Source organism: Adhaeribacter arboris (assembly GCF_003023845.1).
Lineage (GTDB): Bacteria > Bacteroidota > Bacteroidia > Cytophagales > Hymenobacteraceae > Adhaeribacter > Adhaeribacter arboris.
The window spans coordinates 6610599-6623038 of record NZ_PYFT01000001.1 but is presented as its reverse complement, the minus strand read 5'-3'; the positions used below and the strand labels follow the sequence as shown (position 1 = coordinate 6623038).

The 12440-nt window shown below is 42.0% G+C and carries 10 protein-coding genes; 5 read left to right on the top strand and 5 right to left on the bottom strand.

Annotation, left to right across the window (positions count from 1 at the left end; all coding sequences use genetic code 11):
- Positions 1–19: 19 nt before the first annotated feature.
- Positions 20–991, top strand: coding sequence for a KpsF/GutQ family sugar-phosphate isomerase (locus tag AHMF7605_RS26815; RefSeq protein ID WP_106933019.1), 972 nt, complete (start codon positions 20–22; stop codon positions 989–991).
- A gap of 6 nt (positions 992–997) precedes the next feature.
- Positions 998–2068 carry a mannose-1-phosphate guanylyltransferase gene (locus AHMF7605_RS26810; RefSeq protein ID WP_199200369.1) on the top strand — a complete coding sequence of 357 codons (1071 nt, stop codon included), beginning with the start codon at positions 998–1000 and terminating at the stop codon, positions 2066–2068.
- A 174-nt stretch (positions 2069–2242) separates the two neighbouring features.
- Here the strand turns inward: AHMF7605_RS26810 and AHMF7605_RS26805 are convergent, their stop codons facing one another.
- Together AHMF7605_RS26805 and AHMF7605_RS26800 are read right to left on the bottom strand one after the other, a co-directional pair.
- Positions 2243–4471, bottom strand: coding sequence for an NADP-dependent isocitrate dehydrogenase (locus tag AHMF7605_RS26805; protein ID WP_106933017.1), 2229 nt, complete (start codon positions 4469–4471; stop codon positions 2243–2245).
- 546 nt (positions 4472–5017) lie between these two features.
- Entirely contained in the window at positions 5018–5845 is an 828-nt protein-coding gene (locus AHMF7605_RS26800) for a hypothetical protein (protein WP_106933016.1), read from the bottom strand.
- A gap of 205 nt (positions 5846–6050) precedes the next feature.
- Here AHMF7605_RS26800 and AHMF7605_RS26795 point away from each other — a divergent pair, with 205 nt between their 5' ends.
- Positions 6051–6578, top strand: coding sequence for a CopD family protein (locus AHMF7605_RS26795; RefSeq protein ID WP_106933015.1), 528 nt, complete (start codon positions 6051–6053; stop codon positions 6576–6578).
- A 29-nt stretch (positions 6579–6607) separates the two neighbouring features.
- Positions 6608–7282: an endonuclease V gene (locus tag AHMF7605_RS26790; protein WP_106933014.1), complete on the top strand. Its 675-nt coding sequence runs from the start codon at positions 6608–6610 to the stop codon at positions 7280–7282.
- Between the two features lie 112 nt (positions 7283–7394).
- Here AHMF7605_RS26790 and AHMF7605_RS26785 read toward each other — a convergent pair whose 3' ends face one another.
- From AHMF7605_RS26785 to AHMF7605_RS29995, 3 genes are all read right to left on the bottom strand, one after another.
- The gene (locus tag AHMF7605_RS26785) at positions 7395–8471 is read right to left on the bottom strand and encodes an NADH:flavin oxidoreductase/NADH oxidase (RefSeq protein WP_106933013.1); all 1077 of its coding nucleotides are present in this window, start codon (positions 8469–8471) and stop codon (positions 7395–7397) included.
- Between the two features lie 195 nt (positions 8472–8666).
- Positions 8667–9410 (bottom strand): GAF domain-containing protein, encoded by a 744-nt coding sequence (locus tag AHMF7605_RS26780; protein ID WP_106933012.1) that lies wholly within the window; start codon positions 9408–9410, stop codon positions 8667–8669.
- 193 nt (positions 9411–9603) lie between these two features.
- Complete coding sequence (locus tag AHMF7605_RS29995; RefSeq protein ID WP_158267628.1) at positions 9604–9765, bottom strand: hypothetical protein; 162 nt, start codon at positions 9763–9765, stop codon at positions 9604–9606.
- Positions 9766–9979: 214 nt separating this feature from the next.
- Between AHMF7605_RS29995 and AHMF7605_RS26775 the strand changes: the two genes are divergently transcribed.
- On the top strand, positions 9980–12427 hold the full coding sequence (locus tag AHMF7605_RS26775) for an outer membrane beta-barrel family protein (protein ID WP_106933011.1): 2448 nt from the start codon (positions 9980–9982) through the stop codon (positions 12425–12427).
- Positions 12428–12440 lie beyond the last annotated feature (13 nt).

The window sequence follows — 12440 nt, the reverse complement described above, 5'->3', positions numbered from 1 at the left end:
TATTTAACACAAATCTAAATTGAATATAGTTAAAAATATTAAACTTATCGCAAAAAAAGTCTTAGACGACGAGGCAAATGCTATTCAAAGTCTAAAAAAATTGGTAAATTCTGATTTTGAAAATTGCGTTAATGCCATATTAAATATAAAAGGCCGGGTAGTGGTAACCGGAATTGGTAAAAGCGCCAACATCGCGGCCAAAATAGTAGCCACTTTAAATTCAACGGGAACGCCCGCCTTATTTATGCACGCCGCCGATGCTATTCACGGGGACTTAGGTATGATTCAGCGCGATGACTTTGTTATCTGTTTATCTAAAAGCGGGAATACGCCCGAAATTAAAGTACTTACTCCCTTGTTAAAACGCAAAGAAGTAAAAATAGCCGCTTTGGTGGGTAACATCAATTCTTACTTAGCCCAGAATGCCGATTTTGTTTTAAACGCTACGGTCGAAAAAGAAGCTTGCCCGCATAATTTGGCCCCTACTTCCAGTACAACCGCCGCTTTGGCGCTCGGCGATGCGCTGGCCGTGTGCTTGTTGGAAGTACGAAATTTCGGCACCCGCGATTTTGCCGAACTGCATCCGGGCGGCTCGTTGGGCAAGCAATTATATTTAAAAGTATGCGATATTTACCAACAGCACGCAGTACCTCAAGTAAGCGAAAATGCTTCTTTAAAAGAAATTATCATTCAAATTTCGTCGAAGCGTTTAGGAGCTACAGCAGTACTAGCGCCGGAAACCAATAATTTAACCGGCATTATTACCGACGGCGATTTACGGCGCATGCTCACCAATTATGAATCGTTGCAAAACATTAAGGCAGTGGATATTATGACCCGTAACCCATTAACTATCGACGAAGAGGAATACGCCACGGCGGCCTTGGCCTTGATGCAGAAAAAAAACATTACGCAGCTAATTGTCACAAAATCCAGTATTTTTGCTGGATTCATTCACTTACACGACCTCTTGAAAGAAGGTTTAGTTTAATTTATGATGCAGTCGACCTATGTTATTATAATGGCTGGTGGAATTGGAACCCGATTCTGGCCATTCAGCCGAGTAAGTAATCCAAAGCAATTTCATGATGTGTTAGGGGTGGGTGAATCCATGCTGCAGACCACAGTTAAACGATTTGAAGAAATTTGTCCGCCGGAAAATATTTTTATTGTTACTAACGCCGACTACCGCGGGTTGGTGAAACAACAAATTTCTTTTTTAAGAGACGACCAGATTTTGTGCGAACCAATTGGCCGTAATACCGCTCCGGCCATTGCTTACGCCACCTATAAAATAAAACAACTTAACTACAAGGCGAATATTGTAGTGGCTCCCGCCGACCACGTTATTTTAAACCAAGTAGCCTTTGTAAACACCATTAAGTATGCTTTAGACGAAGCAGCAAAATCGGATATTCTGATTACCTTAGGCATAACCCCTAGCCGGCCCGATACCAATTACGGTTATATTCAATACCTGGAAGACGGGAATGAATTGAAAAAAGTAAAAACCTTTACCGAAAAGCCTAACCTGGAAATTGCGAAGGTTTTTCTGGAAAGTGGGGATTTTGTGTGGAATGCCGGCATTTTTATCTGGAACGTGCAAAGCATTATGCGGGCTTTCCACGAATTTTTACCGGAAATAACCGAAATCTTCGATGAAGGTATTCCGGTGTTTAATACCCCGGAAGAAAATGCTTTTATCAACCGGGCTTATTCGCATTGCCGCAATATTTCGATTGACTACGGCATTATGGAAAAAGCAAGTAACGTGTACATGCTCCCCAGTAATTTTGGCTGGTCGGATTTAGGCACCTGGAACTCGCTGTACGCCATTGGCGATAAGGACTCGCAGGGTAATGTAATTGACGGGGAAGTAATGCTCTACGATACGACCAATTGCATTGTTAAAACCCCTCAGGAACGCCTGGTAGTAGTAGATGGTTTACACGATTTTATTATTGCCGAATACGATAACGTACTCATGATTTGTCCGAAGAAAGATGAGCAACGGGTAAAAGATTTTCTGGCCGATGCCAAGAATAAAAAAGGGCAGAATTTTATTTAAATCCCTGAAGATTACTTTTAATTCAGAAAACTACTTATCCAACAATAAAAAACAAAAAGGCGGTTGGAGACTTACTCTCCAACCGCCTTTTTGTTTTACTCCTATAGCACGGAAGTAACTTCCGCGCCATAAGGTTATTCTTCAACCGTCTTTTTGTTTTAAACTATTTTAATCTTAAAAATTAGTTAATGTGGCATTTAAAGTAGCACTAGGGCGCATGGCTTCTTCTACTTTTTCTGCATCCGGATGGTAGTAGCCGCCTAAATCAACTGGTTTACCTTGCGCGGCAATCTGCTCTTCTACAATTTTAGCTTCGTTTTCGGTTAGTTCTTTAGCCAAAGACGAGAATTTAGCTTGCAATTCCTGGTCTTTGGTTTGTTCGGCCATGGCTTGGGCCCAGTATAAAGCCAGGTAAAAATGACTGCCCCGGTTATCTATTCCCCCAACTTTACGCGCCGGTGATTTATCGTTTTCCAGAAATTTGCCATTCGCCTGGTTCAGAGCTTCGGCTAATACCTGCGCTTTGGCATTATTCGTTTTATAGGCCAGGTCTTCCAAAGAAACACCCAAAGCTAAAAACTCCCCTAAAGAATCCCATCTCAAGTAATTTTCTTCCGTAAACTGCTGCACGTGTTTCGGGGCCGATCCCCCGGCGCCCGTTTCGAACAATCCGCCTCCATCTAAAAGCGGTACAATCGACAGCATTTTAGCACTGGTGCCCAGTTCCAGAATCGGAAATAAATCGGTTAAGTAGTCGCGCAGCACATTACCTGTTACCGAAATGGTATCCTGACCCGCTTTGGCCCGCTCGCAGGTATAACGCATGGCCTCTACCGGCGTCATAATTTTAACTTCTAAACCGGCCGTATCGTGATCCTGCAAGTAACGCTCTACTTTTTTAATCAGGTTGGCGTCATGGGGCCGGTTTTTATCTAACCAGAATATGGCTGGGGTGTTGGTAATTTTGGCCCGGGTTACGGCTAGTTTCACCCAATCCTGAATCGGTAAATCTTTGGTTTGGCACATTCTCCAGATATCGCCTTCTTCTACCTTATGTTCCATTAAAGTATTACCCGAAGCATCCACCACCCGAACCGTACCACTTTCCGCAATCTGGAAGGTTTTGTCGTGAGAGCCGTATTCTTCGGCTTTCTGGGCCATTAAACCAATATTCGGTACGGTACCCATGGTGCTGGGATCAAAAGCTCCGTTCTTTTTACAGAAATCAATTACTTCCTGATAAATACCGGCGTAGCTACGGTCCGGAATCATGTATTTGGTATCGTGTAATTGGCCATCTGGTCCCCACATTTTACCGGAAGTACGAATAGCGGCCGGCATGGAAGCATCAATAATTACATCATTCGGCACGTTTAAATTAGTAATTCCTTTAGCCGAATCTACCATGGCTAATTGCGGTTGAGCTTGGTAAACTGCTTTGATATCAGCCTCAATCTGGGTTCTTTGTTCCTCAGGTAAACTTTGGATTTTAGCTAAAACATCACCAAAACCATTATTCGGATCAACCCCAATTTGCTCAAAAGCGACGGCGTGTTTCTCGAATAAATCTTTAAAGAAAATGGAAACCGCGTGCCCAAACATAATCGGGTCCGATACTTTCATCATGGTAGCTTTCAGGTGCAAAGACAAAAGTACCCCTTGCGCTTTAGCATCGGCAATTTGTTTTTCAAAAAAATCGCGGAGCGCTTTCTTGCTCATAACCGAAGCATCAATTACTTCGCCTTCTTTCAGCTTTACATTTTCTTTAAGGGTAGTAGTTGCCCCGTTTGTTCCCGCAAATTCAATCTTTACTTCACCGGCCTGCTCCAGAGTTACCGATTGCTCGCTGCCGTAAAAATCACCACCGTCCATGTGCGCTACATGCGATTTGGTGTCCGGGGACCAGGAACCCATCGAATGTGGGTGTTTTTTAGCGTATTGTTTTACGGGATCAGCCACGCGGCGGTCAGAGTTACCCTCTCTTAAAACCGGATTTACGGCACTACCCAAGATTTTAGCATACCGGCTTTTTATTTCTTTTTCGGCATCCGTTTGCGCTTCAGCCGGGTAGTCAGGTATATGGTAGCCTTGTGATTGTAATTCTTGAATGGCGGCCGTTAACTGCGGAACGGAAGCGCTGATATTGGGCAGTTTGATAATGTTGGCTTCGGGGGTTTTCGCTAAATCGCCTAAATAAGCCAAGTCGTCGTTTTGTTTTTGTTCTTCCGTTAAATTATCCGGGAAAGTGGCCAGAATGCGGCCAGCAAGCGAAATGTCCCTGGTTTCAATAGCAATGTCGGCAGCTTTTGTAAAAGCTTGTACAATGGGCAAAAAAGAATAAGTTGCTAAAGCCGGGGCTTCATCCGTTATGGTGTAAACAATCTTCGCTGTTTTTGTTGTCATTCTTTCTTATGGTTTAATTGATAGTACCACTCAACAAGGTGAATACGGATTATACGTGCTACTTAAAAATTTAAATGGAATCGTTTCTGAAATCTTAAAGCTTGTTTTTTGCTTTAATCCGCAAATATAATAGTCTTTTTGATATAGGCGAAGTCAGATTATATAGCTTTACTCTGTCTACTCGCCTATCCATAAAAACGCAGAAGAAAAAATGGTCTAAATCACAGAAAACTGCTTGATTCACTAAATTATTATTTTATTGAAGCCTGTTATAAACTTCAATTGGGTATTAATACCGGTTAATAAATAGAAGGTGCCATACAGAGTCTTATCGCGATTACGACGGCTTTTCTTTGGAGCCTTTTTAAGTCTTCAAAGAGAGGCTGAGAAAGCAGTAACTGCTCTTTCTAGGGCAGCTACTTTTTACTATTTGGTATAACCTATTGAAGTTTATATTCTCCTCTCGGAAGTTTTTCAATTATTCCCATCAACAAAAAGCCTCTACGGTTGGGTAGAGGCTGCTGATTTTACCAACAGAATTTATTTTTACAAGTACTTGTATTCATTTACAACTTCTAGAGTAGTGGTATCGCTCTTGCGAGTGTCTTTCACCGGCAAGCCAAGTTCGTTGTAGGTATAAGTATGCGTAGTAATTTTAGTTTGGCCCGATAAAGGATAACTTTCTTTTTGCTGAAGAATATTATTATTTGAAAGTATTTCGGCCCCAATACCTATTTGTATTGCGTTCTGGTAAGGATTATATTTAGTATCGTAGGTATACTCCACGGTATAATCGTTAACAGGACCGGATTCGCTGTTTACGTAATCCATTAATTTAATTACGTTACCAGTAGCGTCGTAGGTGTACTCCGTGTACCGATGAACGGTAATAGGTAATTCGGGATGATAGGTTATTAATTTGGTTATCCGGTTTTGATTGTTGTATTCTAGCACATTATCGTATTCGTGTTTGAACTCCTCTTGTGGTTGGGGCCGGTTGTAATAGGAAATTTTAGTGAGCCGGTCGTTGGTATAGGTGTAAGTAAGATAGCTCAACTCGTTCCCGTTTATTAACTTAAAATGGCTTTTCGTTAAGCGACCAATACCGTCGTACGCATACTCTCGGTAGTACCGGTTAGCTGTTGGGGTACGTTCGGCGGAGTAACGCGCTTTTACCAAAAGTTTTTGCGCATTGTATTGGTACCTAATAGTATCAGACCCGGCAAAAATAACTTTTGATAATACCACAACAAAGGTATCCGGAGCCGGAGCTGGAGCTGGATCAACACCATTGTCGGTGTTACAGGCAGAGAAAAAAAGTAAACTTAAAAAAATGGATAGGGTTAATTGGGTGATAGTGATAGTACGGCGCATCGTTCAAGGAATTTATGTTTCATAGTTCACCAGGGAGATTCTTTGCGTTCGCAAAAGGTTGCACACGCGCATATAGATTATAAAATTTAATAGTAAGCTTACTTGGCTAATTTTACTTTGCCGGTTTCTTTAAGGAATTAGAGCAGCAAGTGGTTTGGGTATTCGTTTCGTTTATGCGTAATTTGAGGCCCATTAATTTTACTTCGTGACTTATTTATACGTTAAATCGCTGCACATCATTTTTGTGGTTACCTGGTTCGCCGGTTTGTTTTACATTGTGCGTTTGTTTATTTATTTCGCCGAAGCTGCTGAAAAACTTGAACCGGAAAAAACTATTCTGCAAAACCAATTAAAGCTCATGCAAAAGCGGCTTTGGTACGGTATTACTTGGCCCTCGGCAATTCTCACTCTTATTTTTGGTTCTTGGATGCTTTACTTATACGGGAGTCTGCCCAACTGGCTAGTGGTAAAATTAGGCTTTGTGCTAGGCTTATTTCTGTACCATTTAAGCTGCCATAAGATATTTAAACAACACCAAAGCGGCCTGGTAAAACAAAGCTCCACCCAGCTCCGCATTTGGAACGAAGTAGCCACTCTTTTCCTGGTAAGTATTGTATTTTTGGTAGTAGTAAAAAACAGCCTTCGCTTTTTGTGGGGCGTGGCCGGATTAGTTCTTTTTGCTGTTATTCTGATGTTGGCTATTCGCATTTACAAAAAAATCCGGACGAGGTAAATTACGTAAAGCAGGTAAAACAATTACCTATGGCTTACTACAACCATCCACCCGTTGATTCGGAATTAATTAAATCGTTAACTGCTCGCCAGAACGAATTACAAAAGCAGGTCGTGCTGCAAAAGCCAGACTTTACTTTAAAAGTTATTGCGGGCTGCGATTCCTCTTTTATAGGGGAAAATATTTTGTCGGTTTTTGTATTATTGAGTTATCCAGACCTGGAAATTTTAGAAAAAGTGTGGCATTACGGAACAATAGAATTGCCGTATGTGCCAGGTTTTTTAGCTTTCCGGGAAGCACCTAACTTACTCGAAGCTTACAAAAAGCTAACGCAAAAACCTGATTTAATTATGGTAGATGGACACGGTATTTCGCACCCGCGGCGAATGGGTATTGCCAGCCATTTGGGTGTTCATCTACAAAAGCCAACTATGGGTTTAGCTAAAGAAATTTTAGTAGGTAAGTTCGAGATGCCCGGTCCGGAGCAAGGTTCCATAAGTCCAGTCCTGCACCGGAACGAGCACATTGCTAATGCCATCCGGACCAAGGAAAAAGTAAAACCAGTTTTTGCCTCTCCGGGCCATTTACTCGATCTGGAAACGGCTACAAAAATTGCCCTGGCAACCACCCGAAAACATAAACTTCCGGAACCTACCCGCCTCGCCGACCATTACGCCGAAGTATTTAAAGCGCAGGTTCGGTAAACGCTGCTCGTACTTCTTTTACGTTTAAAGTTAATTTAAAACTCAGATCGGAATTCAGTTGCTCGGTTACTCTAAAAATTAAAAATAATTTTAATAAGTGAATCGTGCTTTTTTAGCGGGGTTTGGCACGTTCGTATTGTACCGGCCAGGTTATTGGCTGATGTAATTCTGAAGAAGCCGTTAAACCAAAATAAGGATCGCGTAAGAATTCCCGCGCCATAAAAATCATATCGGCCTGACCCGTTCGGATAATATGATCGGCTTGCCAGGAGGAAGTAATTAAACCTACCGCGCCGGTCAAAATTCCCGTTTGTTCCCGAATAGCCTGGGAGAAGGGCGTTTGATAACCCGGGCCAGGTTTTATTTGCTGCACCGGCACATTGCCGCCCGAGGAACAATCAATTAAATCAACTTTTAAAGCTTTTAATTGCCGGGACAGTTCTACGGAATCTTCCAGTTTCCAGGAGTTCTCGTCGGGTACCCAATCGGTAGTGGAAAGCCGCACAAACAACGGCAAATCGGCGGGCCAGACTTCTTGCACCGCTTGTACTACTTCCCGCATAAGCCGGGTTCGATTCTCGAAGGAGCCGCCGTATTTATCGGTGCGTTGGTTGGTCAGCGGCGAAACAAATTCGTGCAATAAATAACCGTGCGCCCCGTGAATTTCCATTACTTTAAAACCGGCCGTTAAAGCCCGGCTGGCGGCGGCCTTAAAATCTGCGATAACTTTCCGAATCTGGTCTAAAGTAAGTTCCACCGGCGCCGGAGTTTCCGGATTTATCGGTACCGGACTGGGTGCCATTACGTTTTCCCAACCACCTTCGGCCGGTAGTAAGTGTTTATTGCCCGTCCAGGGAGAACTTTTACTCGCTTTCCGGCCAGCGTGCGCTAACTGAATACCGGGTACTGCTCCCTGTTGGTGGATAAAGGAAGTAATGCGCTGCAGAAATTTAATGTGTTCTTCTTTCCAAATTCCGAGATCATGCGGAGTTATGCGTCCTTCCGGGTTAACCGCGGTGGCTTCGGCCATTACTAAGGCGGCACCGCCCACCGCCCGGCTTCCTAAATGTACCAAATGCCAATCGTTGGCAAATCCATCCACGCTGGAATATTGGCACATGGGAGATACCACGATCCGGTTTTTAAAAGAAAGTGATTTTATCTGGAGCGGACTAAATAAATGATTCATGGCGTTGCGCTTTTACAATGGCTTTCGAAGCTTTTAGCCGGTTTCCGGGAGAAAGGTTGTGCGTTAATGAAAATATTTTGTCTGGCAAGCTATCAACAGCCACTTTCTTCTATGTTACCAATTATTTTCTGTTGTTTCAAAGGATTTACGTTCGAAAAATACAGATAGCTAGTTGGGCAGCTTAATTCTCGGCAATTAATCTTTCTTAATTTTAGCTAATATATCCTGGAGATGAGAGATATTCTCTTTTACTAACCTTACACTCTCCGACTCTAAGCAGTTATTAATAGAAACATTTGAGGAGAGTTGCTCCGCTGCTTTTTGCAGGTCGTGAATCGATTCCGGTAACTGTTTATTTACAAAAGTCATTAACGCATCCAGCTTTTGATTAACCACCTTTAGCTGTTGTTTTTCTTGCTCCACTTCTTGCTGTTTGCGTCTTAATTCTAAATGAGCCACTACCTGCTCCGATAAAGTTGCCAGAGCCATTTTCTGAGCTTCGGATAATTCGCGGGGTTCGGTGTCGATAACGCACAAAGTGCCTAATCTATACCCATTACTGGTAACTAAGGGAGCCCCCGCATAAAAGCGAATTTTTGGATTGCCGGTAACATACGGGTTACTATAAAACCGGATATCGCCTAAGGTATCGGGTATTTCCAGGATATCGTCGCTTTGAATAACGTATTGGCAAAAGGATAGTTCACGGGGAGTTTCGGTTTCTTTAATTCCCATTTTGGCCTTAAACCATTGCCGGTTATGCGTGATCAGGCTAATCAGCGAAATAGGAGTACCACATATAAAAGAAGCTAAAGTTACTAGATGATCAAACTTTTCTTCTTCCGGGGTATCCAGGATATTATACTTATTTAACTCTTGTACTCGTAAGTTTTCTTCAATTTCCAATAAGTGGGTAGGGTTGTTGGGGAGTGCCGTCATGTATAAATGTAACCTTATTCGAATATACTAAACCTAATAAAATTGTGAATTACTAATTTATAAATAGTGGATTAAATTAACAACTAGGTTCTAAAAAAATTAGAATAAAGAAGAATTAACAGGATTTAATTATTTAGAAATTTAACTTTACCAAGAATCAATATTTAAAGCACATCTTCTATTGCTAACTTTTTTATACAACAGCTTTACTATCAGCTTTGTTTAGGGTTAGTTCTGTTTTAACTCCTACTCCACCATTCTTTAAAAATTGAGTACCTAATGCTATTATTATAGCCGCCGCCACCCTCTTATTTTTGCCAGTATTCTTATTTATTTCTACTGAATGATTGATCAATTAAAAAAATTTTGAAAGAAAAACCTCGAAAGGAATCTGTTAAGCCACTTTACAAAAGTATATAATACTATTTCTTACTTAGTACCTTGCTTTACATAGTACCTTATGTTATATTTGTGCTGTTCTTCCACCTGGGTTTCCCGAATGAAAGGCCACCCTAATCAGAAAATGAAGCTGAAGCGATAAATTTTTAACTACCTTATTTACTAAAACCATGAAAGAAGTATTCAAACTGTTATTACTAACAATAGGAATAATAATTATTGGCCGTCCACCGGTAATAGCGCAAACTACTAACCAGCTAACCGGCTCTTTAAAAGATGAAAAGGGCATTGCTATCGGTTACGCGACAGTAGCTGTGGTGCAAGTAGCTAATAAGGCAGTAATTACGGGTGGAATTTCGGAAGCGGACGGCATCTTTAAAATTAAAGCTCCTGTAGCCGGACAATATTTATTACGAATAAGCGCCATAGGGTACACGCTCCCCGAAACGCCTTTTGAACTTTCCAACGGGGCTCCCGCCAAAGACTTTGGTGTACTTGTTTTGAAAGAAGATACAAAAATTTTAAAAGAAGTAAAGATCCAAGCGTTACGGCCTACCATTACGAATCACCCGGATAAAATGGTAGTAAGCGTAGAAGGAACTGCTCTTTCTTCGGGCAACACGGCCTACGAAGTATTGTTAAAATCCCCGGGCGTATTTGTGGACCAGGACGGCAACATTCAGTTAAATGGCAAATCTGGGGTCCGGATAATGATTGACGGAAAACTAACGTATTTATCGGGGAAAGAGCTGCAAACCCTGTTGCAAGGCATGGCCGCGGAAAACTTAAAAGACTTGGAATTGATTACTAATCCATCGGCCAAGTACGATGCCGAAGGTACGGCCGGAATTATCAACATAAATTTAAAAAAGAATACCTTGAGCGGCATAAACGGCAGTATTTACGGGGGATATCAATACAATAATTGGCACGCTTACTCCATGGGGGGTAACCTGAACGCGAAAAAAGGCAAATGGAACTCGTTTGTAAATGCCGATTTTGCCCGTCGCATCTTTATCCGGGATGCCCATCTGTACCGGGAATTTAATACCCCTGAAAGTAGCACTCAATTTAAACAAACCGCTAAAGAAAAAGGCATTCGGCAGGCACCTTCTATGCGCCTGGGTACCGATTACGACTTAAATGAAAAACACAGCATCGGCGTGATGGCAAACATTTATTACCAGGATATGAATACCAATTTCCACTCCGATTTGAGCGAGTTCCATCCGCTGGCGCAGGATAATAAGCGGGTATTCACGAATAATTTGGTTCAGGGCAAGTTTGCAAACGGCACGATTAACGCGCATTATCTCGGCAAATTAGATACCTTGGGCACCACCTTAGCCGCCGATTTAGATTTCGTCCGGATATACGCCCACGACGAAGCTACTTACGCGAACCAATTTAACTATTTAAATGAGCCCCGGCCGGATAGCCTCGTAGATTTAGCCAACGATAATCCCAGTAGTTTTAACATTTATTCCGCTAAAGTAGATTATACCAAACCTTTTACTAAAAAAACCAAAATAGAAGTTGGAGCAAAGGCCAGCCACGTAGTATCTGATAATGATTTACGCTTTATCCAAGTGGTTGACCAGCAAGAAATAAAAGATTATACCCGGAGTAACCAATTCATTTATCAGGAAAATATTTACGCGGCCTACGCCAATATTAGCACCAGTTTAGGCGAAAAGTGGAAAGTACAAGGTGGTTTACGCGCCGAAAAAACAATTTCCGAAGGTAAATCCATTACAAAAGACTCCGTAAACAGCCGCAATTACCTCAATTTGTTCCCGAGCGTATTTCTGATGCAGCAGGTAAATAAAAATTACAAAGTAACGTATAATTACAGTCGCCGCATTAACCGGCCTTACTACGGCAATCTAAACCCCTTTGTGTTTTATATCGATCCTTATACATCGGCTCAAGGCAACCCGTATTTACGGCCCCAGTATACGCACTCGTTTCAGGTTACACAATCGTTAAAAGACACCTACTCGCTTAGCATTGGCTACGCGGTTACGCAAGATTTTATGGCCGAAGTACCCGTACAAAACAATCAAAACAATACCATGGTATTTCAGCAACGCAACGGTGACCAGTTTAAAGATATAAATGCAGCTTTGGTAGCTCCCATTAAAATTACGCCCAAGTGGGATATGAATAATAACATAACCGTAGGCTATCAGAGTTACGCACTGGCCATTCCAGAACAAGGCCCCCTTATCCGGAACGAACAGTTTTTCTTATATGGGCAGTCCTCGAATAATATTCAGTTGCCCCAGGATTGGCGCTTAGAAGTAAACTTAGATTACCGCGGTCCCCGGGTTTATGCGGCATACCAAATTAAACAAAGCTGGGCCGTAGATGCCGGTTTAAAACGGTCTTTCCTGGATAAAAAATTAGAAGTATCTGCCAACGTAACCGATATTTTCCGGACCCGCCGTTTTACCGGAGCAGCCAATGTAAACGGTAATGTAAACGAGATTGACCAGTATTTTGCGCAACGCAGCCTGCGCCTGAACCTTCGTTATAATTTTAACAAAGGTGAAAAGTTTGAAGCCAAAAAACGTAATACCAACCTGGAAGAATTAAACCGAGCCGGTGGAAATTAAGTGAAAAGACACT

What these genes read in the sequence shown, in the direction of transcription:
- AHMF7605_RS26810 (WP_199200369.1), top strand. Translation starts at nt 998, where the DNA reads ATGCAGTCGACCTATGTTATTATAATGGCTGGTGGAATTGGAACCCGA.
- AHMF7605_RS26805 (WP_106933017.1), bottom strand. Translation starts at nt 4,471, where the DNA reads ATGACAACAAAAACAGCGAAGATTGTTTACACCATAACGGATGAAGCC.
- AHMF7605_RS26800 (WP_106933016.1), bottom strand. Translation starts at nt 5,845, where the DNA reads ATGCGCCGTACTATCACTATCACCCAATTAACCCTATCCATTTTTTTA.
- AHMF7605_RS26790 (WP_106933014.1), top strand. Translation starts at nt 6,608, where the DNA reads ATGGCTTACTACAACCATCCACCCGTTGATTCGGAATTAATTAAATCG.
- AHMF7605_RS26785 (WP_106933013.1), bottom strand. Translation starts at nt 8,471, where the DNA reads ATGAATCATTTATTTAGTCCGCTCCAGATAAAATCACTTTCTTTTAAA.
- AHMF7605_RS26780 (WP_106933012.1), bottom strand. Translation starts at nt 9,410, where the DNA reads ATGACGGCACTCCCCAACAACCCTACCCACTTATTGGAAATTGAAGAA.
- AHMF7605_RS26775 (WP_106933011.1), top strand. Translation starts at nt 9,980, where the DNA reads ATGAAAGAAGTATTCAAACTGTTATTACTAACAATAGGAATAATAATT.